This is a genomic window from Demequina litorisediminis (assembly GCF_030161615.1).
Lineage (GTDB): Bacteria > Actinomycetota > Actinomycetes > Actinomycetales > Demequinaceae > Demequina > Demequina litorisediminis.
The window spans coordinates 2,671,189-2,693,782 of the sequence record NZ_BSUN01000001.1 but is presented as its reverse complement, the minus strand read 5'-3'; the positions used below and the strand labels follow the sequence as shown (position 1 = coordinate 2,693,782).

At 68.7% G+C, this 22,594-nt stretch carries 18 protein-coding genes and 10 pseudogenes; 4 read left to right on the top strand and 24 right to left on the bottom strand.

Annotated features, from left to right (window positions below; genetic code table 11):
- Positions 1 to 26: 26 nt before the first annotated feature.
- From QQK48_RS16425 to QQK48_RS16395, 8 genes and pseudogenes are all read right to left on the bottom strand, one after another.
- Positions 27 to 626 (bottom strand): pseudouridine synthase, encoded by a 600-nt coding sequence (locus QQK48_RS16425; RefSeq protein ID WP_284329142.1) that lies wholly within the window; start codon positions 624 to 626, stop codon positions 27 to 29.
- Positions 568 to 777 carry a S4 domain-containing protein gene (locus tag QQK48_RS16420; RefSeq protein ID WP_284329141.1) on the bottom strand — a complete coding sequence of 70 codons (210 nt, stop codon included), beginning with the start codon at positions 775 to 777 and terminating at the stop codon, positions 568 to 570. The genes QQK48_RS16425 and QQK48_RS16420 overlap by 59 nt, the downstream gene beginning before the upstream one ends.
- The gene (gene scpB / locus QQK48_RS16415) at positions 777 to 1,154 is read right to left on the bottom strand and encodes an SMC-Scp complex subunit ScpB (protein WP_348523701.1); all 378 of its coding nucleotides are present in this window, start codon (positions 1,152 to 1,154) and stop codon (positions 777 to 779) included. The genes QQK48_RS16420 and scpB overlap by 1 nt, the downstream gene beginning before the upstream one ends.
- Positions 1,141 to 1,323, bottom strand: a complete 183-nt coding sequence (locus QQK48_RS20680; protein WP_348523700.1) for an SMC-Scp complex subunit ScpB — start codon at positions 1,321 to 1,323, stop codon at positions 1,141 to 1,143. Before QQK48_RS20680 ends, scpB begins: the two co-directional genes overlap by 14 nt.
- The gene (locus tag QQK48_RS22295) at positions 1,316 to 2,686 is read right to left on the bottom strand and encodes a segregation/condensation protein A (RefSeq protein ID WP_431308378.1); all 1,371 of its coding nucleotides are present in this window, start codon (positions 2,684 to 2,686) and stop codon (positions 1,316 to 1,318) included. Before QQK48_RS22295 ends, QQK48_RS20680 begins: the two co-directional genes overlap by 8 nt.
- Entirely contained in the window at positions 2,655 to 2,966 is a 312-nt protein-coding gene (locus QQK48_RS22290; protein ID WP_431308377.1) for a ParA family protein, read from the bottom strand. Before QQK48_RS22290 ends, QQK48_RS22295 begins: the two co-directional genes overlap by 32 nt.
- Before the next feature lie 89 nt (positions 2,967 to 3,055).
- On the bottom strand, positions 3,056 to 3,982 hold the full coding sequence (locus QQK48_RS16400; protein ID WP_284329140.1) for a site-specific tyrosine recombinase XerD: 927 nt from the start codon (positions 3,980 to 3,982) through the stop codon (positions 3,056 to 3,058).
- Positions 3,979 to 4,942 (bottom strand): annotated as a pseudogene (locus QQK48_RS16395) (heme o synthase). The gene QQK48_RS16400 and the pseudogene QQK48_RS16395 overlap by 4 nt, the downstream one beginning before the upstream one ends.
- On the opposite strand from QQK48_RS16395, the gene QQK48_RS16390 reads away from it, so the two are divergent.
- The 4 genes and pseudogenes from QQK48_RS16390 (at position 4,941) to pgl (ending at position 10,461) form a co-directional block, all read left to right on the top strand.
- Positions 4,941 to 5,081 carry a hypothetical protein gene (locus tag QQK48_RS16390; protein ID WP_284329139.1) on the top strand — a complete coding sequence of 47 codons (141 nt, stop codon included), beginning with the start codon at positions 4,941 to 4,943 and terminating at the stop codon, positions 5,079 to 5,081. The pseudogene QQK48_RS16395 and the gene QQK48_RS16390 overlap by 2 nt on opposite strands.
- A gap of 81 nt (positions 5,082 to 5,162) precedes the next feature.
- A pseudogene (tkt, locus tag QQK48_RS16385) lies at positions 5,163 to 7,226 on the top strand (transketolase).
- A 161-nt stretch (positions 7,227 to 7,387) separates the two neighbouring features.
- A pseudogene (locus QQK48_RS22285) lies at positions 7,388 to 7,792 on the top strand (glucose-6-phosphate dehydrogenase); the annotation flags it as partial.
- A 368-nt stretch (positions 7,793 to 8,160) separates the two neighbouring features.
- The gene (pgl, locus tag QQK48_RS16375) at positions 8,161 to 10,461 is read left to right on the top strand and encodes a 6-phosphogluconolactonase (protein ID WP_431308376.1); all 2,301 of its coding nucleotides are present in this window, start codon (positions 8,161 to 8,163) and stop codon (positions 10,459 to 10,461) included.
- 114 nt (positions 10,462 to 10,575) lie between these two features.
- Here the strand turns inward: pgl and QQK48_RS16370 are convergent, their stop codons facing one another.
- The 16 genes and pseudogenes from QQK48_RS16370 to QQK48_RS22260 all read right to left on the bottom strand — a co-directional run bounded on the left by QQK48_RS16370 (position 10,576) and on the right by QQK48_RS22260 (position 22,575).
- Positions 10,576 to 10,821 (bottom strand): Rdx family protein, encoded by a 246-nt coding sequence (locus QQK48_RS16370; RefSeq protein ID WP_284329138.1) that lies wholly within the window; start codon positions 10,819 to 10,821, stop codon positions 10,576 to 10,578.
- A 179-nt stretch (positions 10,822 to 11,000) separates the two neighbouring features.
- Positions 11,001 to 11,373, bottom strand: a pseudogene (locus tag QQK48_RS16365) (RNA polymerase-binding protein RbpA).
- A 20-nt stretch (positions 11,374 to 11,393) separates the two neighbouring features.
- Positions 11,394 to 11,639 (bottom strand): preprotein translocase subunit SecG, encoded by a 246-nt coding sequence (secG, locus tag QQK48_RS16360; protein ID WP_284329137.1) that lies wholly within the window; start codon positions 11,637 to 11,639, stop codon positions 11,394 to 11,396.
- Between the two features lie 83 nt (positions 11,640 to 11,722).
- Positions 11,723 to 12,223, bottom strand: a pseudogene (locus QQK48_RS16355) (triose-phosphate isomerase family protein).
- Between the two features lie 80 nt (positions 12,224 to 12,303).
- Positions 12,304 to 12,564 (bottom strand): annotated as a pseudogene (locus tag QQK48_RS22280) (hypothetical protein); the annotation flags it as partial.
- Positions 12,521 to 13,714 (bottom strand): annotated as a pseudogene (locus QQK48_RS16350) (phosphoglycerate kinase). The pseudogenes QQK48_RS22280 and QQK48_RS16350, both read right to left, overlap by 44 nt.
- A gap of 66 nt (positions 13,715 to 13,780) precedes the next feature.
- Positions 13,781 to 14,809, bottom strand: a pseudogene (gap, locus tag QQK48_RS16345) (type I glyceraldehyde-3-phosphate dehydrogenase).
- A gap of 161 nt (positions 14,810 to 14,970) precedes the next feature.
- A pseudogene (whiA, locus tag QQK48_RS16340) lies at positions 14,971 to 15,955 on the bottom strand (DNA-binding protein WhiA).
- 49 nt (positions 15,956 to 16,004) lie between these two features.
- Positions 16,005 to 16,268: a CofD/YvcK family protein gene (locus QQK48_RS16335; RefSeq protein WP_284329136.1), complete on the bottom strand. Its 264-nt coding sequence runs from the start codon at positions 16,266 to 16,268 to the stop codon at positions 16,005 to 16,007.
- Positions 16,246 to 16,923 (bottom strand): gluconeogenesis factor YvcK family protein, encoded by a 678-nt coding sequence (locus QQK48_RS16330; RefSeq protein ID WP_284329135.1) that lies wholly within the window; start codon positions 16,921 to 16,923, stop codon positions 16,246 to 16,248. Before QQK48_RS16330 ends, QQK48_RS16335 begins: the two co-directional genes overlap by 23 nt.
- A complete protein-coding gene (rapZ, locus tag QQK48_RS16325; RefSeq protein ID WP_284329134.1) occupies positions 16,920 to 17,843 on the bottom strand; it encodes an RNase adapter RapZ in 924 nt (307 codons plus the stop codon). Before rapZ ends, QQK48_RS16330 begins: the two co-directional genes overlap by 4 nt.
- Positions 17,840 to 19,724: pseudogene (gene uvrC, locus QQK48_RS16320) on the bottom strand (excinuclease ABC subunit UvrC). Before uvrC ends, rapZ begins: the two are co-directional and overlap by 4 nt.
- Positions 19,725 to 19,733: 9 nt before the next feature.
- The gene (locus tag QQK48_RS22275) at positions 19,734 to 20,315 is read right to left on the bottom strand and encodes a hypothetical protein (protein ID WP_431308375.1); all 582 of its coding nucleotides are present in this window, start codon (positions 20,313 to 20,315) and stop codon (positions 19,734 to 19,736) included.
- Between the two features lie 8 nt (positions 20,316 to 20,323).
- A complete protein-coding gene (locus tag QQK48_RS22270; RefSeq protein WP_431308374.1) occupies positions 20,324 to 21,202 on the bottom strand; it encodes a UvrA family protein in 879 nt (292 codons plus the stop codon).
- 19 nt (positions 21,203 to 21,221) lie between these two features.
- On the bottom strand, positions 21,222 to 21,962 hold the full coding sequence (locus tag QQK48_RS22265; RefSeq protein ID WP_431308373.1) for a UvrA family protein: 741 nt from the start codon (positions 21,960 to 21,962) through the stop codon (positions 21,222 to 21,224).
- Positions 21,856 to 22,575, bottom strand: coding sequence for a hypothetical protein (locus QQK48_RS22260; protein ID WP_431308372.1), 720 nt, complete (start codon positions 22,573 to 22,575; stop codon positions 21,856 to 21,858). Before QQK48_RS22260 ends, QQK48_RS22265 begins: the two co-directional genes overlap by 107 nt.
- Between the last annotated feature and the right edge of the window lie 19 nt (positions 22,576 to 22,594).

Here is a 22,594-nt window from a genome sequence, read left to right as displayed (position 1 = left end):
CGCGACGATGCGCGGCCGCGTGCCTGCTACAGGCCCGCGGCCTGCATCAGCGAGCCAAGGCTCCTCGCGGTCGAGACGACGGAGCTCTCCGGGCCCGAGGTTGCCGAGCGTGACCGGGCCAAAACGGGTGCGTACCAGGTCCACCACGGGGAAGCCGACCTTGTCGAACATGCGGCGCACAATACGGTTGCGGCCCTCGTGAAGGCTCGACCTCGACCAGAGAATGCCCCTTGGACACGTCGAGGATGGTGCACGAGGCGACCCGCACGGGGCCGTCGTCGAGGTCGACCCCGGCGCGCAGACGCGTGCACAGGTTCGCGGGCACCGCGCCGGTGACCTTGGCGATGTAGACCTTGGAGACGCCGTGCGTCGGGTGGGCCAGACGATTCGCGAGGCTCGCCGTCGTTCGTCAGCAACAGCACGCCCGTGGTCTCGGCATCGAGCCTTCCCACGTGGAACAGTCGCTCCGAGAATTCCCGCACATACGTGTCGAGGGCGGGACGGCCCTGCGGATCCGACATGGTGGACACCACGCCTCGCGGCTTGTTGAGGACCACCGTCACGGCGTCATCGTCGACCGAGATGCGCTTGCCCTTGACCTCGATCACGACCTCGGCGGGGTTCACCCGGACCCCGAGCCTGATCCACGACCTCGCCGTTGACCGTCACGAGGCCACGCTCGATGAGCACCTCGCACTTGCGGCGCGATCCCACACCGGCGGCCGCCAGCACCTTCTGCAGCCGTACGCCCTCGGGGCGGTGGATCTCGAGGTCCATCAGCGTCCTTCTCCGTCAACGTCTGCCAACTCGGGCAGGTAGGGGGCGAGCTCGGGAAGGTCGTCGAGCGACGCCATCCCCATCCGCTCGAGAAACTCCGTCGTGGTGCCGTACTGCAGGGCGCCGCCCACCTCACCGACCTCGGTCACGAGGCCGCGGGCGGACAGTGTCTTCATGACGGAATCGACGTTCACGCCACGCACCTGCGAGACCTGACCGCGCGTGACGGGTTGGCGGTAGGCGACCACGGCGAGGGTCTCAAGCGCCGCCTGGGACAGGCGGGCCGACTGGCCCTCGACGATGAACGCACCCACAGCATCGGCGTAGAGGCGGGACGAGTACACGCGCCACCGCGACTCGACCTCACGCAGGCTCAAAGCCACGCGGACGGTCGGGGTCGGCGTACTCGTCGCGCAGCGCGTGAAGGGCCGCGACCACCTCGGGTTCGGGCACGTCAAGCGCCGCGGCGATGTCCGCGGGAGCCACCGGCTCGTCCACGACCATGAGGATCGCCTCGATCGCTCCCGCGATGTGCGTGTCAGCCATCTGCTCCCTGCTCCGTCTCGTCGGGCTCGCCGTCGTCGAACTCGTCGGACACCTCCACCTGATGCTCGCCGCCGGTCCAGCGGACCGTCAACTCGCCGAGCGAGCGTACCTGGTCGAAGGCCACTACCGCCTCACGGAACAATTCAAGCAGGGCGAGGAAGCGTGCGACCACTACGTTGACGTGGTCGGCGTCGCGCACGAGCGCGCGGAACGTCATCACGTGCTCGCGCTGCAGCCTGCTGGTCACCACCATCGCCTGCTCGCGAACCGAGACCGCCGGTGCGTGAAGGTGCGCGAGGCTGACCCCGGTGTCGGTGCTCTTGGGCTGCAGCGCCCGCGCGGCGAGGCGCGCCAACTGTTCGGGGGTGACGGCCCAGATCAGTTCCGGCAGCAGCATCGCGAAGTGCGGCTCGAGGGGAACGTCGCGGGGCACACGCCGGGGGCCGCTCAGCAGCCCATCGAACGTCGCAGCCACCTGCTTGAACGCGCGGTACTGCAGGAGCCGCGCGAACAGGAGGTCTCGCGCCTCGAGCAACTCCAGGTCCTCGATGTCGTCGACCTCACCCTGCGGCAGCAGGCGCGCCGCCTTGAGGTCAAGGAGCGTCGCCGCCACCACGAGGAACTCCGAGGCTTGGGACAGATCCCAATCCTTCTCCCCCGAGGACAACACGGCGAGGAACTCGTCCGTGACCCGCGCGAGAGCCACCTCGGTGATCTCCATCTCGTGCTTCGAGATGAGGCTCAGCAGGAGGTCGAACGGTCCCTCAAAGTTGTCGAGGTGGACGGAGAATCCCGCCTTGGCCGCAGGGGCAGCGTCGGCGACGGGGGCATCGGCCTCGAGGGCGGTGCCGTCGACCGCCGTGCCCTGTCCCGTCACGTGCGTGTCAGGCGGCGACGCCGCGCGCGACAAGGCTCGCGGGCGAGCCTGACGGTAGGCGTGGGCGCCCGCGTGCTGCGGGGCGAAGGTGGTGATGGGCTCGGCGGCCACGGAGGCGTCGGGGAACTTCACCGTGCGGTGAATCATGGTCTCGGTGACCTTGTCGCCGAAGCCGTGACGGACGCTCTCGACGACCTCCTGTGAGTGCAGGGTGCGGCCGTCGTAGAGGGTCGGGATGATCGCGTCCACGGTGAGGCGCGGGTTGAGGCGGTCCTGGACCTTGGTGATGGTCTCCACCAGCAGCGCCACGCCGCGCATCGCGAAGTACTCCGAGGCAAGCGGAATGATGACGCCGTGCGCAGCCACCAGCGCGTTCACGGTGAGCAAGCCAAGCGAGGGCTGGCAGTCGATCAGAATGACGTCGTACTCGTCCTCGACGCCACGCAGGGCACGGTCAAGCGTCGACTCGCGGGCCACCTCGCCCACCAGCCTGCACCTCGGCGGCCGAGAGGTCGATGTTCGCGGGCATCAGGTCGAGGTTCTCGACGTTGGTGGGCACGATCACGTCCGCGGCGGACACCGAGGACCTCATGAGCAGGTCATAGATGGTGAGTTCGGCCTCGTTCGGGTTGATACCAAGCCCGGCCGATGCTGCGCCCTGCGGGTCGAAGTCGACCACCAAGACCTTGCGCCCGTACTCCGCCAACGCCGCCGCGAGATTCACGGTCGTGGTGGTCTTGCCCACGCCGCCCTTCTGGTTGCACAACGCGACCACGCGTGCGGGACCGTGGCTGGCAAGGGGGCGGGCTGAGGGAAGTCGGTCACGCCCCACACCTTACCGTCGGGACACCCCTGTCACCCGCGGGCACGCGGGTGCGAGGTGGCGTACACCTCGCGTAGCGCGTCCTGAGTGACGGCCGTGTAAATCTGCGTGGTGGTGACCGAGGCGTGACCCAGCAGTTCCTGCACCACGCGCACATCCGCGCCGCCCGAGAGGAGGTGCGTGGCGAACGAGTGACGCAGGGTGTGCGGAGAAACATCGGGCACTCCCGCGCGGGCGGAGGCGTCCTTCAGGATCACCCACGCACTCTGACGTGACAGCCTGCCGCCGCGGGTGTTGAGGAACAGGGCGGGAGTGCCCACTCCCCCTGTGCCAGCGGAGCGCGGGCTCGCACCAGGTAGGCGTGAAGGCTCGCGCGCCGCGTAGCCGCCGATGGGCACCACGCGCTCCTTGCGGCCCTTGCCGCGCAGCAGGACCGCTTCCTGCCCCTCGTCGAGGGTCAGGTCGTCGACGTCGAGGCCCACGGCCTCGGAGATGCGTGCGCCCGTGGCGTAGACGAGCTCGAGCAGGGCCCTGTCGCGCAGGGGTGCCGCGCCGTCGCCTGTCGAGGCCGCCTCGAGGATGGCCTCCACCTGATCGGTCGAGATTGCCTTGGGAAGGCGCTGGGGCACGGCACGCGGCTTGACGTCGGAGGAGACGTCCTGCGTGCACCAGCCCTCGGCCAGCGCGAAGCGGTGCCAGCCGCGCACGGCCACCACGGTGCGGGAGGCCGATGCCGGGGCGAGCGGCCGTCCACCGTCGCGCCCCGTGCCGATCGCCAGGGCAAAGTCGGCCACGTCGGTGCGGGTGACGGCGGCGAGGTCATCCCGGTCGCGAGCCTCGAGGAAGAGGACGTACCGCGTGAGGTCGCGGCGATAGGCGGCGAGCGTGTTGGCGCTCAGGCCGCGCTCCACGGAGACGTGCGCAAGGTAGGCCTCGCGCTCCCCCGTCAGGCTCGTCACGGCTGCCAGACGGTCAGGGCCTCCGGAAGGAACGGGTCCACCATGATGGCCGCAAACACGATCGTCAGGTACGTGATCGAGTCGTGGAAGAGGCGCATCTCCTTGAGCTTCGCCTCGTCACGCTGCGCGCGGCGGTACAGGCTGACGCATCCCGTGAGGAACCAGGCTCCCGCGACAGCCGCGATGCCGGCATAGACCCAGGTCATCCCCGCCACCGGAATCAGCACCAGCGTGGTGGCGACCATGGCGGCCGCGTAGGCGATCATCTCGACGGCGACGCGGCGGCTCGAGGCGAGCACCGGAAGCATCGGTACCTCGGCGCGGGCGTAGTCGCGCTTGAACTTCATCGACAGCGGCCAGTAGTGCGGCGGCGTCCAGAAGAAGATGATGAGGAACAGGAGGACGGGGGTCCAGGCGAGCGACTGCGTGACGGCCGCCCAGCCGATGAGCACCGGCATGCAGCCCGCGGCTCCACCCCACACGATGTTCTGGGCCGTGCGGCGCTTCAGGATCATCGTGTAGAGCACCACGTAGCCCACGATGGCCGCGACGGACAGCACGGATGCCAGCGGCGACCCCACGACCACCCAGAACCACGCGGTCGACACGACGGCCAGGACGGATGCGAACGTCAGCGCCTCGGACGGCGTCACCTTGCCGGTCACCAGTGGGCGGCCTTTGGTGCGGTTCATGATGGCGTCGATGTCGCGGTCCAAGTACATGTTGTACGCGTTGGCGGCACCGGCGGACAGGTAGCCGCCCACCACCGTGGTGAGCAGCAGGTCCCAGCGCGGGAAGCCATCGGCCGCGAGGATCATCGCGGGAACGGTCGTGATCAGCAGCAGGCTCGATGATGCGCGGCTTCGTGAGCGCGACGTAGGCCTTGGCCTTGTCTCCGAGCGGGATTCGCGACGACACCTTGCCGGGCGTCGTGGTGGGCGCGAGGGGGACCTGGGACATGGCGTCCATGGTACCTGCGCAGGGCCGCGGCGCCGCCCCACGCCGCGGGTGGATTGATGTGGCGGCGGGAAGCGTCGGCGACCCCCGTGGGTTACAACCTTGTACTGAGATCCTCACCACCCAGATTTGGGTGCCGTGAAGTTGTGCCCGATGCGTGTCGGCACCCCTTTCGCGCCGCTAGGCTGGCGGGGAACCACCTCACGATTCATGGGAGAAATCTGTGACCGTCACCTGGACCGATGCCGACCGCCGCGCCGTGGACACCCTGCGCGTCCTTGCCGCCGATGCCGTAGAGAAGGTCGGTAACGGCCACCCCGGCACCGCCATTTCGCTGGCGCCGGCCGCGTACCTGCTGTTCCAGAACGTCATGCGCCACGACCCGTCGGACTCGTCGTGGCTGGGCCGTGACCGCTTCGTGCTGTCCGCGGGCCACTCGTCGTTGACGCTGTACCTGCAGCCTGTTCGCCTCCGGCTACGACCTGGACCTCGACGACCTCAAGGCGCTGCGCACCGAGGGCTCGCGCACGCCGGGTCACCCCGAGTACGGCCACACCGACGGCGTGGAGATCACCACCGGCCCCCTGGGCACCGGTATCGCCTCCTCCGTGGGCATGGCGATGGCGGCCCGCAAGGAGCGCGGCCTGCTCGACCCCAACGCCGAGCCCGGCACCTCGCCGTTCGACCACCACATCTATGTGATCGCGGGCGACGGTTGCCTCCAGGAGGGCGTCTCGGCTGAGGCGTCGTCGCTGGCGGGAACTCAGGAACTGGGCAACCTCATCGTCATCTGGGATGACAACCGCATCTCGATCGAGCACGAGACCGACATCTCCTTCACCGAGGATGTCATGGCCCGCTACGAGGCCTACGGCTGGCACACCCAGCACGTCTCGTGGATCAAGGAGGACGGCTACGACGAGGACCCCGTCGCGCTGTTCGACGCGCTGGAGGCCGCCAAGGCCGAGACCGGCAAGCCGTCGATCATCCGCCTGTCGACCATCATCGGCTGGCCCTCGCCCACCAAGCAGAACACCGGTGGAGTCCACGGCTCCGCCCTGGGTGGCGCCGAGGTCGCGGGCCTCAAGGAGGTGCTCGGCTTCGACCCCGAGCAGTCCTTCGTGGTGGAGCCCGAGATCCTCGAGCACATGCACAAGGTGAAGGAGCGCGGCCAGGCCGCGCACTCCGACTGGAACGCGGGGCTTGCCCGCTGGGAGGCTGAGAACCCCGAGCGTGCTCGCCTGCTCGCTCGCCTCGCCGCTCGCGAGCCTTCCCGAGGGCTGGGAGGACGCGCTTCCCACCTTCGAGCCCGGCACCAAGGTCGCCACCCGCGCCGCGTCCGGCAAGGTCCTGAGCGCGCTCGCACCGATCCTTCCCGAGCCTGTGGGGCGGCTCGGCCGACCTCGCCGGCTCGAACAACACCACCATGGACGGCGAGCCGTCGTTCCTGCCCCCGCGTCGCGCGACCCACTCGTGGCCCAACGCCGACTGGTACGGCCGCACGCTGCACTTCGGCATCCGCGAGTTCGGCATGGGCGCGATCCTCAACGGCATCACGCTTCACGGCCTCACTCGCACGTACGGCGGCACCTTCCTGGTGTTCTCCGACTACATGCGTGCCTCGGTCCGTCTCGCCGCGCTCATGCGCATCCCCACCACGTTCGTGTGGACGCATGACTCGGTGGGCCTTGGCGAGGACGGCCCCACGCACCAGCCGATCGAGCACATCGCGACGCTGCGCGCCATCCCCGGCCTTGACGTGGTGCGTCCCGCGGACGCCAACGAGACCACCGCGGCGTGGAAGGCCATCCTGGAGACCACCGACCGTCCGTCGGCGATCATCCTGTCGCGCCAGAACCTGCCCGTGCTCGAGGGCACGTCCGCAGAGGGCGTTGCGAAGGGTGCCTACGTGCTCGCCGGTGACGGCGAGGCCGACGTGGTCATCGTCGCCACCGGCTCCGAGGTTGCGGTCGCGCTCGAGGCACGTGAGGTGCTCGCCGCCGAGGGCATCAACGCCCGCGTGGTGTCGATGCCGTCGCGCGAGCGCTTCGAGCGTCAGGACGCCGAGTACCGCGAGTCGGTCCTCCCGTCCGCGCTCAAGGCTCGCGTCACCGTCGAGGCCGGTTCGCGCCTCGGCTGGACCGAGATCGCAGGCGACGCGGGCCGCACCGTGTCGATCGACCACTTCGGCGAGTCGGCCGATGGTGGTCTGCTGCTGAAGAAGTACGGCTTCACTGCCGACAACGTCGCCGCCAAGGCGCGCGAGTCGCTGGCCGCCGCCAAGTAGTACGTCGGTGAGGGTGGCGCGCTTGCGCCACCCTCACCATCTACCCCTCCCCCGGAACCCACGCGGCGTCATCGTCGCGACGTAAGGTCTGACATGGTCAATCCGCTGCGCGATCCGCGCGACCGCCGCCTCCCCGCATCGCGGGCTCGTCCGGCCTGGTGATGTTCGGCGTCACCGGCGACCTCGCCCGCAAGAAACTCATGCCCGCCGTGTATGACCTCGCAAACCGTGGTCTCCTGCCCCCGCCTTCGCGCTCACGGGCTTTGCGCGGCGCGAGTGGGACCGCGAGGACTTCGAGAAGGTCGTCTACGACTCCGTCAAGAAGCACGCCCGCACGCCGTTCCGCGAAGAGACATGGAAGCAGGCTCGCCGAGGGCATCCGCTTTGTCCAGGGCACCTTCGACGACCCCGATGCGTTCCGTCGATTGCGCGAGACGGTCGAGGAGCTCGACGAGCGTCGCGGCACCGGCGGCAATCACGCGTTCTACCTCTCGATTCCGCCGTCGGCGTTCCCCCAGGTCCTCACGCAGTTACGCGATTCGGGGCTGTCGGACGCCAAGGACGGCACGTGGCGCCGTGTCGTCATCGAGAAGCCGTTCGGCCAGGACCTCGTCACCGCGAATGAGCCGATGCCGTGGTGTCCGACGTCTTCCCGCCCGATTCCGTGTTCCGCATCGACCACTACCTGGGCAAGGAGACGGTGCAGAATCTGCTGGCGCTGCGCTTCGCGAACCAGGCTGTTCGAGCCGATCTGGAACAGCCAGTACGTGGACCATGTCCAGATCACGATGGCCGAGGACATCGGTATCGGGTCGCGCGCCGGCTACTACGACGGCATCGGCCAGGCTCGCGACGTCATCCAGAACCACCTCCTCCAGGCTCTTCGCGCTGACCGCGATGGAGGAGCCCGCCACCTTCGACGCCGACGACCTGCGTGGCGAGAAGGAGAAGGTACTGCGCGCCGCCAAGGCTCCCGGACGACCTCGACGCGAACACCGCGCGCGGCCAGTACGCCGCGGGTTGGCGCGGTGGCGAGCAGGTGGGTGGCTACCTCGACGAGGATGACATCCCCTCGGACTCGATCACGGAGACGTTTGCCGCGATCCGGCTCGACGTTTCCAACCGCCGGTGGGCGGGCACGCCGTTCTACCTGCGTGCGGGCAAGCGCCTTGGTCGTCGCGTCACGGAGATCGCGCTCGTCTTCAAGAAGGCCCCGAGTCCCTACTTCCAGGACGTGGAAGGCACCGACGCAGGCAACAACGCGCTCGTGATCCGTGTCCAGCCCGACGAGGGCGTCACCCTGCGATTCGGCTCCAAGGTGCCGGGCTCGCAGATGGAGGTGCGCGACGTCACGATGGACTTCGGTTACGGCAACGCCTTCACCGAGTCCTCGCCCGAGGCATACGAACGCCTCATCCTCGACGTCCTGCTGGGCGACCCGCCGCTGTTCCCCCGCCACGAAGAGGTCGCCCTGTCGTGGAAGCCTGCTCGACCCCGTCATCGCCCACTGGGAGGGTTCCGGCGTGCAGCCCGAGCAGTATCGCTCGGGCACGTGGGGACCGGCCAGTGCCGACGCCATGATGGCCAAGGACGGACGCGTCTGGAGGCGCCCATGATCATCGACCTGCCCCGTACCTCCATCTCGGAGATCAACAAGCGACTCGTGTCGTCGCGCAAGGACTTCGGAGTCATCACACTCGGTCGCGTCCTCACCCTGGTGATCGACGCGACCGACGCGGACGTCGAGGACGCGATCGAGACCGCGAACGTCGCTTCGCGCGAGCACCCCTGCCGCATCATCGTCATCGCGCCGCACGACGGCGACGAGGGCACGCTCGACGCCGAATTACGCGTGGGCGGCGACGCCGGCGCCTCCGAGGTCGTGGTCCTGCGTCCCTCGCGCGTCCAGGCCGACCACGGCGACACGCTCGTCATGCCGCTGCTGCTTCCCGATGTGCCGCTCGTGGCCTGGTGGCCCGCCGCGGTGCCTGCAAACCCTGGTGGTTCGAGCATCGGCCGTATGGCGGCGCGCCGCATCACCGACTCCAAGGGTGAGGCCGATGCGGGCGCCGTGCTGCGGTCGCTCGCCGAGCACTACCAGGCTGGCGACACCGACCTTGCGTGGACGCGCGTCACGCGCTGGCGTGCGCTCCTGGCCGCCGCGCTCGAGCAGGTGGCGGACCAGCGCGTCACGAAGGCGCGTCTGCACGGGGACACGGGTAGCCCGTCGATCCTGCTGCTCGGTGCCTGGCTTCAGGGCACCCTGGGCTGCGAGTTCGAGGCCACGTACGCCGATGACGTCCGTGGCCTGCAGTCGATCGTGCTGGAGACTCCCTCCGGCGAGATCGGCATCGCGCGGCCTGACGGACACAACGCCACGCTCACGCAGCCGGGCCAGCCGGAGCACACCATCGCTCTGCCCGCCAGGACGCTCGGCGACTGCCTCGCGGAGGAGCCTTCGCCGCCTCGACGACGACCCCGTCTACGGCAACGCGCTGCGTCGCTGGGCAGGAAAGGGTCAGGCGTGAGGCAGGTCATCGTCCACGCTGACGCCGATGCCGTCGCCCAGTCCACGGGCGCGCGCCTCCTGATCGCCGTGGGCGACGCGGTGGCCCTGCGCGGCCGCGCCGACGTGGTGCTCACCGGCGGCACCGTCGGCATCGCGCTGCTGGAAGCGGCGGCGGCCTCTCCGCTGGCCGGCACGGTCGACTGGACCAGCGTTCACGTGTGGTGGGGCGACGAGCGGTTCGTCCCCGCGGGCGACGCCGACCGCAACGAGGGCCAGGCTCAGGCCGTGTTGCTCGGAACGCTTCCGCTGCCCGAGGACAACATCCACCGCATGGGTTCCTCCGATGCCTTCGCATCCGCCGAGGAGGCTGCAGAGGCATACGCCCGCGAAATCTCCGCGGCAGGCACCCCCGCATGGGATGTGTTGCTGCTCGGGCTTGGGCCGGACGCTCACGTGGCGTCGCTGTTCCCCGGACACCCGGTCTTCACGGGCCCCTCGGCCGAGACTCACGCCGTTCACGACTCCCCCAAGCCGCCGCCCACCAGGGTGTCGCTCGGGCTCGCCAGCATCAACCGCGCCCGCGAGGTGTGGGTGGTGGCCGCAGGCGAGGGCAAGGCCGATGCGGTCCGCGATTCCCTGCGCCGCTCCGGAGTTCCCGGCGGTGCCGTGGACGGCACCGAGCGCACGCTGTGGCTCGTCGACGCCGCAGCCGCGACGAAGGTCTAGGGCCAGCCGAGGCATCGGCCACATCGCCGCAAGGCGGATCAACCATGAGGAAGGGGCGGGGCCGATGGCCCCGCCCTTCCTTGTCGGTCGTCGACTACGCGGTCAGACGGGCCTTCACGGACTCGACAATCTGAGTGATGTCGTACTGTCCGGCTTGGAGTAGATGGTGTCGCCGTCCGCACGGAACGTGAACACGCCCTTCTCCCCCGTCACCAGCGCGACGGACTCCAGGCGGCCGCCGAACGTGCTCAGCAGCGTGCGCTGGGCGTCGAGCGCCCGGTCAAGGTAGCCGCACGGCACGCAGTACTCGATCTCGATCTTCACAGGTCCTCCAGTGTCGATGGGGTCGTACCCCGCCATCCTTCCATCCCCCACTCCCTCACCGTCAAATGGATCCATTTGGTTCGTCTAAGGCCTTAGGCGAGTCAAATGGATCCATTTGACTCGGCTAAGGGGGTAGGTGGGTGGCGGGGGAAATAGCCGAGGGGCCCGTCGCCTTTCCCTGGTGGGAAGGCGACGGGCCCCTCGGTGAACGGGTGTTAGTCGGCGACGACCGCGGTGCCGCGACGGGCACGGAGCGTGCCGAGCGCCTCGTCGAGCAGGGCCTCGCCCTCCTCATCGGTGCGACGCTCCTTCACATACGCGAGGTGCGTCTTGTACGGCTCGTTGCGCAGCGGCTCCGGCGGGTTCTCGGGGTCAAGGCCACCGGGAAGTCCACAGCGGGGGCAATCCCACTCCATCGGAACCTCGGGAGCGTCGTTCTCGTCCCCCAGCGCAAAGGCTGGGCGACGTGACGTGGCCCTTCGCGCAGTAGTAGTTGACGACCTGACGCGGTGCGGACTCGCCGCGCTCGTCTTCGCCCATGGGCCCCGCGCCGACGCGCGAGCCGCGAATGGCGTTTCCGCCTGCCATGTGTTTCCCCTCAGATGCTGCTAGACGGCGAACCGTGAGATGAGACCGAGCAACACGATGATCGAGACCCAAATCGAGGCCGTAATCCACGTGATGCGGGTGAGGTTCCGCTCACCAACGGCCGACGACTGAACGCCGGACGCAAAGCCGCCGCCGAACATGTCGGTGATGCCGCCGCCACGGCCCCGGTGGATCAACACCAGGCCGATGATCACGAGCGACGTGACCACGAGCAGCACCCACAGGGTGATCTCCAGAATGTGCACAGTTCTCCTCAGACGTGTTCGGATCGCCTACCAGGATACGCGAAGGTGAGCGCATCCTGGTAGGCGCCACGCACGGTGGGGCGTCAGCCGATCTGGTGCGAACGGAAGCGCGCGATCTTCGCGAACTCCTCGGGGTCGAGGCTTGCGCCACCCACGAGGCCGCCATCGACGTCGGGCTCCGCCATCGCCTGGGCGATCGAGCCTCGACTTCACGGAGCCGCCGTAGAGCACGCGCACGCCATCGGCAAGGCTCGGCGTCGTACAGGCTCGGCGAGGCGGGCACGGATCGCACCGCAGACCTCCTGAGCATCGGCGGGGGTCGCAACCTCGCCGGTGCCGATGGCCCACACGGGCTCATAGGCGATGACAACGTCCTTCGCCTTGTCGGCGGGCAGGTCCTTCAGCGCGCCGTCAACCTGGGCGAGCGTGTACTCGACCTGGCGGCCCTCCTTGCGGACGTCGAGGCCCTCGCCCACGCAGACGATCGGCACGATGCCGTTCTCGAACGCGGCCTTGGTCTTGGCCGCCACGACCTCGTCGCTCTCGCCGTGGTACTCGCGACGCTCCGAGTGGCCGACGGCCACGTAGGAGACGCCCAGGCTTCGCGAGCCTGGGTGCCGGAGACCTCGCCGGTGTAGGCACCGGAGGTGTGCTGCGAGATGTCCTGGGCGCCGTACTTCAACTCGAGCCTTGTCGGCGTCCACGAGCGTCTGCACGGAACGGATGGAGGTGAACGATGCGAGCACCGCAACCTCCACGTCCTCGAAGTCGTGCTTCGCGTCGCGCAGGAGCCACGCAAGGCTTCTGCACGGTGTGAGTGGCCTCGAGGTGGTCGAGGTTCAGGCTTCCAGTTACCCGCAATCAGGGGTGCGTGCCATGTGTCAGTCCTCCAGTACGGCGAGGCCCGGCAGGACCTTGCCCTCAAGCAGGCTCGAGCGACGCGCCGCCGCCCGTCGAGATGTGCGAGAAGCCGGCCTCGTCGTAGCCGAGGCGGCGCACGGCCGCGGCCGAGTCGCCACCGCCGACGACCGAGAAGCCGTCAGCGTCGATCATCGCCTGCGCGACGGCACGGGTGCCGCCCTCGAAGGCCTCGAACTCGAACACGCCCATGGGGCCGTTCCACACGATGGTCTTGGCGTCCGCGATCTTGGACGCAAACAGTGCGGCCGAGTCGGGGCCGATGTCCAGACCCATCCAGCCGGCGGGAATCTGGTCGGCGGCGACGGTCTTGTGCTCGGCATCGGCCGCGAACTTGTCCGCGACCTCGATGTCGGTGGGAAGAACGATCTCCACACCATTGGCCGCTGCGGTCTCCAGGTAGCCCTTCACGGTGTCGACCTGGTCCTCTTCGAGGAGCGAGGAGCCCACGTCGTAGCCCTTGGCCTTGAGGAAGGTGAACACCATGCCGCCACCGATGAGGAGACGGTCGGCCTTGGTCAGCAGGTTGCCGATGACACCCAGGCTTGTCCGAGACCTTGGAGCCACCGAGCACCACCGCGTAGGGGCGCTCAGGGTCGGTGGTGGCGCGCGAGAGGGAGACGACCTCCTTCTCGACGAGCGTGCCGGCCGCGGCGGGCAACAGGCGCGCCACGTCGTACACCGACGCCTGCTTGCGGTGGACCACACCGAAGCCGTCGGAGACAAACGCATCGGCGAACGCCGCAAGGCTCCTTGGCGAGCTCCTGGCGCTCCTCGTCGACCTTCGAGGTCTCGCGCTTGTCGTAACGCACGTTCTCGAGCATGGCGACCTGGCCGGGCTCGAGGGCCGCAACGGTGGCCTTCGCCGAGTCACCCACGAGGTCCTCGGCGAGGGTCACGGGGCGTCCGAGAACCTCGGCGAGGCGGGCGGCCGCGGGCGCGAGCGAGTACTCGGGCTTCGGCTCGCCACCGGGACGGCCGAGGTGGGCCGTGACGATCACGGCGGCGCCTGCGTCGAGCAGCGCCTGGATGGTCGGGACGGAGGCGCGCACGCGGCCGTCGTCCGTGATGGTGGTGCCGTCGAGCGGCACGTTGAGGTCGGAGCGAACCAGCACCTTCTTGCCGGTCAGGTCTCCCAGTCCTGCGATGGTCTTCATTTCAGTCCTCACATTCCTGACATAGCAACGCCCGCACACGCGGCGCGTGCGCGGGCGTTGCCACGATCAGATCCGGATGGGGTGGATCAGAGCCTTGTCGCCGACGTAGGTGGTCGGCTTGACGAGCGAGGTCGAGTAGCCCCACTCGTTGTCGTACCAGGCCACGATCTTGACCATGTTGCCCGACACCTTGGTGAGCCTTGGCGTCGAAGATCGACTGGTGCGGGTCACCCACGATGTCCGAGGAGACGATGTCGTCCTCGACGTAGGCGAGCGTGCCGGCCATGGCACCCTCAGCGGCGGCCTTGACGGCGGCGTTGACCTCGTCAACGGTGACCTCACGGCCGGCCTCGAAGGTGAGGTCGGTGGCGGAACCGGTGATGGTGGGAACGCGCATCGCGAAGCCGTCCAGGCTTGCCCTTGAGCTCGGGCAGCACGAGCGCCACGGCCTTGGCCGCACCGGTCGAGGTGGGAACGATGTTCTGCGCAGCGGCGCGGGCACGGCGGAGGTCCTTGTGGGGGCCGTCCTGCAGGTTCTGGTCGCCCGTGTAGGCGTGAACCGTGGTCATGAGGCCCTTCTCGATGCCAATGGCGTCGTTGAGGGCCTTCGCGACGGGCGCGAGGCAGTTGGTGGTGCACGACGCGTTCGAGATCACGTGGTGGTTGGCGGGGTCGTAGTCCGTGTGGTTCACGTTGACGACGAACGTCGCGTCCTCGTTCTTGGCGGGCGCGGAGATGATGACCTTCTTGGCACCGGCGGCGATGTGCGCCTTGGCCTTCTCAGCGTCGGTGAAGAAGCCGGTCGACTCGATGACGATGTCGGCGCCCAGGCTCGGCCCAGGGGAGGTTGGCGGGGTCACGCTCGGCGAGCGCCTTGATGGCCTTGCCGTCGACGTAGATGTTGTCGTCGTCGTAGGTGACCTCCTTGGGGAACTTGCCCAGGACGGTGTCGTACTTGAGCAGGTGCGCAAGGGTGTGGTTGTCGGTGAGGTCGTTCACACCGACGATCTCGAAGTCAGCGCCCTCGGCGAGCGCTGCGCGGAAGAAGTTACGTCCGATACGGCCGAAGCCGTTGATGCCGACCTTGATGGTCACAGTGAATCTCCTCGGCTTGCGCCGACCATTGCCGGCGCGATTGTGTGTGGATTCTTCGCGCACCTCGACGTGCGCTGGGTGTCCCCGGTTCCCCGGGGATCTTCCATCAGCCTACACCGGTGCGCCGACCGGCGAGACGCGACGAAAGTCCTGGTGGGTGGTCAGTCGAGATCCAAGATCTCCTGGTTAATCCCGGCCTCAGTATCGGGAATCCCGAGTTCCTCCGCACGCTTGTCGGCGGTGGCGAGCAGACGCCTAATCCGACCCGCGACGGCGTCCTTGGTCAGCGGCGGAGTCGCCAGGCTTTCCCAGTTCCTCGAGGGATGCGTCACGGTTGGCAAGACGGAGCTCGCCAGCCTCGCGAAGGTGCTCCGGGACGTCGTCTCCCAGGATCTCGAAGGCGCGGGCAACACGAGCCCCTGCCGCCACCGCCGCCTGGGCAGAGCGGCGCAGGTTGGCGTCGTCGAAGTTCGCCAGGCGGTTCGCCGTGCCGCGCACCTCGCGGCGCGTGCGCTTGTCCTCCCACTCGAGCACCGAGTCGTGGGCCCCGAGCCGCGTCAGGAGCCTGCGCGATGGCCTCTCCGTCGCGAATCACCACGCGGTCCACTCCCCTGACCTCACGCGACTTCGCGGAGATGCCGAGCCTGCGGGCGGCCCCCACGAGCGCCAACGCGGCCTCGGGCCCCGGAGACGTCACCTCAAGGGCCGATGATCGGCCGGGTTCCGTGAGCGAACCGTGCGCGAGGAACGCGCCACGCCATGCGGCGACGGTGTCGTCGAGCGACCCTCCGACGACCTGGGGAGGCAGTCCGCGCACGGGGCGTCCCCGCTGGTCGAGCAGTCCGGTCTGGCGGGCGAGCGACTCGCCTTCCTTGACCACCCTCACGACGTAGCGGTTGCCCTTCTTGAGAGCGCCGCCAGACACCACGATGATCTCGCCCACAAGCCCGTACACCTCGTGGATGAACGCGCGCAGGCGTCGAGCGCCTGCCGCGGTGTCGAGTTCGGCTTCGATCACAATCCTGCCGCTGACAATGTGGAGTCCCCCGCGAAGCGGAGCATCGTCGCGACCTCCGCCTTGCGTGCCGAGGTCTTGTCGACCGCGACCCTTGCCAGTTCGTCCTTCACCTGCGCCGTCAAAGCCATGCGCCGATTCTGCCATTCCCCGGAGGCCGGCGAGTCCCCCGAGGTCCCCTTACCTCAGCAAATCTGTGAGCGCTCGGCGCAGAGCGAGAGGATCGTGGGCGTGGGAGCGTGCCTCGTCGCGGACGTGCGCCACCGCGAGCCGCGGCCCCCACTGCTCGATCTCCTCGCGCAGGCCCGGCTCATCGGCGTGTGCAGGGTCGACGAGGACGGCCGCAGGCACAAACTCCGGGGCGGCGGCACGCAGCGCTCGCACGTCGTCAAGACGCGACATGCCCGCGGTCTCCACATCGTCATCGCCGACGTTGAGGATCACCGTCGAACGAGGTCCTGCCTCCACCAGCCGCGCGGCCACAGGGGCCACGGCGAAGTGTGTCAGCACCGAGGTGTACCAGGCTCCCCGGACCCAGGACGACGGCATCGGCCTCGGCCAGGGCCGTGAGGGTCTCCTCCGGCACATGGGGGTGGGGCGGATCGAGCGCGAGCTCCCGCACGCGCCCCGCGGCTAGCGCCACAGCCACCTGGCCGCGAACCTCCACCACGCCATCGGGGCCCTCGACGCTGGCACGCACGGTCAGCGGCTCATCGGACAGCGGCAGGACCCTGCCGTGTGCCTGGAGTAGCCGCGCCACCCAGTCGAGCCCCTCCACCACGTTGCCGCACCGATCCCACAGGGCGGCGATGAGCAGGTTGCCGACGGCGTGCCCGTCGAGGGCACCTTCCGTCGTGAAGCGCCACTGCAACACGTCTCGCCAGGTGGTCCCCCACTCGGAGTCGCCACAGAGGGCGGACAGTGCCATGCGGAGGTCCCCAGGAGGCACGATGCCCATCTCGGAGCGCAGGCGGCCCGACGAGCCGCCGTCATCGGCCACCGTCACGATCGCGGTGAGGTCGCTCGTCACTCCCCGCAGCGCGGTCAACGAGTGATACAGCCCGTGCCCGCCGCCGAGGGCGACCACGCGCAGTGTCATCCCAGCGTCCTGTCGCGGTGGCTGATCCGCACCGCGTACCCGCGCTCCTGAAGGCGACGACCAAGGCTCCTCGGCGATCGCGACCGAGCGATGCTTGCCCCCGTGCACCCCACGCCGACCGTGACCGACGGCTTGTCGTGAGCGCGGTAGCGCTGAAGCGCGCCGTCGAGCACGGCCGTGTAGCCGTCGAGGAACTCCTCGGCCCCCAACCCGTGGAGGACGTGGTCGCGCACCGGCGCATCGAGGCCCGTCAGCGGCCGCAACGCAGGGTCCCAATGGGGATTGGCGAGGAAGCGGACGTCCGCCACAAAGTCCGCGTCGACGGGGATGCCGTTCTTGAAGCCGAAAGACTGCACATTGACCTGCAACTGGGGCACTTGGGCGGCGATCTCCGCCGTGATGACCTCACGCAGTTGATGCACATTGAGTCTGGACGTGTCGATGACGTGGTCGGCCGTGCGGCGCGTGCCGGCCACGATCTCGCGCTCCTTGCGGATCCCCTCAAGCAGCGTGCCGTCACCCTGGAGCGGGTGCGGCCTGCGGGCCTCCTCAAAGCGACGCACCAGGGTCTCGTCCGAGGCGTCGAGGAACACGATGCGCACCTGGACTCCGCGCTGCTCGAGGCTCCTCCACCACCGGATCAAGGTCCTCAAGGAAGGCGCCGCCGCGGGCGTCGACCACCACCGCAGCTTGCGCGTGGACTCGCGGCCCAGCAGCGAGTCCACCAGGTCACCCATCAGGTGCGGCGGCAGGTTATCGACGACATACCAGCCCAGATCGGCGAGGACAGCAGCCGCTCTGGTCCGGCCCGCCCCGGACATGCCGGTGAGCACAAGGACCTCGGCCCCATCCCCACGCGCGTGGGTTGTGGGACGCGGGATGCCGGAGGGGTACGTCGGCGGATGGGGATCTTCCGTCATGACTCCAGCATGCCATCGTCACCGTGAAGTGCGGCGTAGACCGACCGGGCAAGCCCCTCCCCGATCCCCGGCACCAGCGCGATCTGCTCGGCGGAGGCCTCCTTGAGCCGTGCGGGTGATCCGAAGTGCCGGATCAGCGCCTTGGCGCGCGAGGGGCCGATGCCCGGGAGGCTATCGAGCGCCGATGCCGTCACGGTCTTGCCGCGCTTGGCGCGGTGGTGCCGGATGGCGAAACGGTGCGCCTCGTCGCGGACCCGTTGCATCAGGTAGAGCGCCTCGGAACCGCGCGGCAGGATCACAGGGAAGGGTTCACCAGGGATCCAGATCTCCTCCAGCCGCTTCGCAAGGCCGCAGAGGAACACGTCCGTGATCCCGAGCCGGTCCAGCACCTCCCGAGCGGCATTCACCTGCGGAAGACCACCGTCGACGACGACCAGGCTGCGGCGGATACGCGAAACGCGCGCTTTCGCGCTCCTCGGGCGGCAGTTGCGACTCCTCGAGGTAGCGGGTGAACCGTCGCGTCAGCACCTCGTCCATCGCGGCCGTGTCATCCACGGCATCGGCGATGGAGAACTGGCGATACTCCTTCTTGCGAGGCAGCGCATCCTCGAACACGACCATCGAGCCCACCTGGTGGGTGCCCTGGGTGTGGGAGATGTCGTAGCACTCGATCCTGAGCGGTGCCTCGACCATGCCGAGAGCCTCCTGCAGTTCCTGCAGTGCCGCGGACCTCGTCGTGAGGTCACTGGCGCGCTTCAGCCGGTGCTGATCGAGCACCTGCTGGGCGTTCTGGTGACCCGTCTGCGCTAGTTCCGCCTTCTTGCCCCGTTGCGGCACCCGGATAGCGACCCTGGTGCCTCGCATGCCGCCCAGGACCTCGGCGAGCGGCGCCGCGTCGTCCGGCAACGCAGGCACGAGCACCTCGGGGGGAATGTCGTCCGCCTCCGCGGCGCCGTAGGCCTCCTGGACCAGGCTGCAGCACCATGGCGGCCGCGCCGAGCGGCTCGGGCTTGTCCACCACCCAGCCACGCTCACCCGTGATGCGGCCGTCACGCACATAGAACACGTGGGCGGCAGCCTCCATTTCGTCGTCCACGAGGCTGAAGATGTCGACGTCGACGCCCGCGTCGAGCACCACGGCGTTGCGGTCGAGCACGGCGGTGAGTGCCTGGAGTCGGTCGCGTGCCCGTGCCGCCGCCTCGAAGTCTTCCCGCTCCGCGGCATCGTTCATGGTGTGCGTGAGGTCGCGCATGATGCCCTTGGCGTCGCCGCCGAGCACGGCGCAGACCCGTTCTGCGAGGGCGCGGTGGTCCTCCGGGGAGATCCGGCCCACGCACGGAGCCGAGCACTTGTCGATGTAGCCCAGCAGGCACGGACGCCCTTGGCGCTCGGCCTTCCTGAACACGCCCGGCGCGCAGGTGCGCACGGGAAGCGCGGCGAGCAGCGTATCGACGGTCTCGCGGATGGCCCACGCCTTGGCGTATGGCCCGAAGTACCGCACGCCTTTCTTGCGGTCGCCGCGCATGACCTGGATGCGCGGGAACTTCTCGTTGAGCGTGACGGCAAGGTACGGGTACGACTTGTCGTCCTTGAAGACCACGTTGAACCGCGGGTCGTATTCCTTGATCCACGTGTGTTCAAGGATGAGCGACTCGACCTCGTTGCGCACCACCGTCCACTCGACGGAGGCCGCGGTCGTCACCATCATCTGGGTACGCGGGTGGAGGTTGGCGAGCGGCTGGAAGTAGTTCGCCAGCCGCGCGCGCAGGTTCTTCGCCTTGCCGACGTACACCACCCTGCCGTGGGGGTCACGGAACCGGTAGACGCCGGGTCGCGTGGGAATGGTGCCCGGCGCAGGCCGGTACTCGCGGGATCAGCCACCGGTCGACTCTACGCCGGGGTACTCACGCCCAGCATCGGCGCGAGGAACCTGCCCGTGTGGCTCGCCTCGACGGCTGCCACCTCCTCCGGCGTGCCCTCCGCGACCACGATGCCGCCGCCGGAGCCGCCCTCCGGGCCCATGTCGATGAGCCAGTCGGCGCTCTTGATGACGTCCAGGTTGTGCTCGATCACGATGACCGAGTTGCCCTTGTCGACCAGGCCCTGCAGCACCGCGAGCAGGCACGCACGTCTTCGAAGTGAAGGCCGGTGGTCGGCTCGTCGAGCACGTAGATGGTGCGTCCCGTCGAGCGTCGCTGGAGTTCCGACGCGAGCGACGCGCTGGGCCTCGCCGCCGGACAGCGTCGGGGCGCTCTGGCCGAGCCGCACGTAGCCGAGGCCCACGTCGACCAGGGTGCGGAGGTGACGCGAGATGCCAGGGATGGCCTCGAAGAAGTCCGCAGCCTCCTCGATGGGCATGTCGAGCACGTCGGCAACGGTCTTGCCCTTGAAATGCACCTCGAGCGTCTCGCGGTTGTAGCGCGCGCCCTTGCAGACCTCGCACGGCACGTAGACATCGGGAAGGAAGTTCATCTCGATCTTCAGCGTGCCGTCTCCGGAGCAGGACTCGCAGCGCCCGCCCTTGACGTTGAAGGAGAAGCGCCCCGGGCCGTAGCCGCGGACCTTGGCTTCCTGCGTGTCAGCGAAGAGCCTTGCGGATCTTGTCCCACACTCCGGTGTAGGTCGCCGGGTTGGAGCGGGGCGTCCTGCCGATGGGGCCCTGGTCGACGTGCACGATCTTGTCGAGCCTGGTCAACGCCCGTGATGCGGGTGTGGCGGCCCGGTACCTGGCGCGCCCGATTCAGCGTGTTCGCAAGCGACGTGTAGAGGATCGAGTTCACGAGGGTGGACTTGCCGGATCCCGACACGCCGGTCACGGCGGTGAGAACGCCGAGCGGGAAGGTGACGTCGACGTTCCGCAGGTTGTTCTCTCGCGCGCCGACGACCGTGATCTCGCGACCCGCCTGGGGCGTGCGGCGCTCGTCCGGCACCGCGATGCTGCGGGTACCAGCCACATAGGCGCCCGTGAGCGAGCGCTCGTTGACGAGAAGTTCCTCGACCGTGCCCGTGTGCACCACTTCGCCGCCGTGCTCGCCTGCGCCGGGACCGATGTCGACCACCCAGTCCGCGGCGCGAATCGTGTCCTCGTCGTGCTCCACGACGATCAGGGTGTTGCCGAGGTCGCGCAGCCGCGTCAGGGTCTCGATGAGGCGATGGTTGTCGCGCTGGTGCAGGCCGATGCTCGGCTCGTCGAGCACGTACAGCACACCCACCAGTCCCGAGCCGATCTGGGTGGCGAGGCGAATGCGCTGCGCTTCTCCGCCGGACAGGGTGCCCGCGGCGCGGGACAGCGTCAGATAGTCGAGGCCGACATCGAGGAGGAAGCCAAGGCGCGCGTCGATCTCCTTGAGCACCTGCACGGCGATCTGCCTGCCGCGCTCATCGAGCCTCGGCGGTAAGCAGGAAGTCGCGGGCGTCCGCGATGGAGAGGTCGGAGACCTCGGCGATGGACCGTCCGCCGATGGTCACCGCAAGGACCTCTGGCTTGAGGCGGGTGCCCTTGCAGACGGGGCACGGCACCTCGCGCATGTACGCCTCGTACTTCTCGCGCGACCACTCGGACTCGGTCTGCTCGTGCAGGCGCTGGATCCAGGAGATCACGCCCTCGAAGCCCGTCGTGTACGCCCGCTCCCGGCCGAACCGGTTACGGAACTTCACGTGCACCTCGTAGTCCTTGCCGATCAGGACCGCTTCCTTGACCGCCTCGGGTAGGCTCGCGCCATGGCGTGTCCATGGAGAACCCGAGGTCCTCGGACAGCGCGTTGAGCATGCGCCCGAAGTACTCCGACGACGAGGCAGCCCACGGTGCGACGGCGCCCCCGCGAGACTCAGGTCCTCGTCCGGCACCACGAGGCCGGGGTCGACCTCGAGGCGCACCCCGATGCCCGTGCACTCGGGACACGCGCCGTACGGGGCGTTGAAGGAGAACGTGCGCGGCTCGATCTCTTCGAGCGCCAGAATGTGGTCGTTGGGGCACGCACGCTTCTCGCTGTAGCGGCGCGCGGGTACGTCGTCATCGACCGGATCGATGAGCACGAGTCCATCGGCGATGCGCAGCGCGGTCTCGACGGAGTCCGTCAGGCGCCTGCGGACGCCATCGCGCGCGACGAGGCGGTCCACCACCACCTCGATGTCGTGCTTGAGCTTCTTCTCGAGTTGCGGCGGATCGGTGAGCCTGCACCACTTCGCCATCAACCCTGGCGCGCGCAAAGCCCTGCTGCTGCAGTTCCTCGAACAGGTCGGCGTACTCACCCTTGCGGCCACGGACCACGGGCGCGAGCACCTGGTAGCGCGTGCCCTCGGGCAGCGACAGCACCGAGTCGACGATCTGCTGCGGGGTCTGCGCCTGAATGAGTTCGCCGCACACGGGACAGTGAGGCGTGCCCACGCGCGCATACAGGAGTCGCAGGTAGTCGTGCACCTCGGTGATGGTGCCCACCGTGGAGCGCGGGTTGCGGTTCGTGGACTTCTGGTCGATCGACACCGCGGGCGAAAGTCCCTCGATGAAGTCGACGTCTGGCTTGTCCATCTGCCCGAGGAACTGACGCGCGTAGGCGCTCAGGGATTCCACGTAGCGGCGCTGCCCCTCGGCGAAGATCGTGTCGAACGCCAGCGATGATTTCCCTGAGCCGCTGAGGCCGCTGAAGACGATGAGGGAATCGCGCGGGAGGTCGAGGTCGACGCCCTTGAGGTTGTGCTCGCGTGCGCCGCGGACCAGAAGTCGTTCGTTCACCCGCTCATCGTACGGGCCT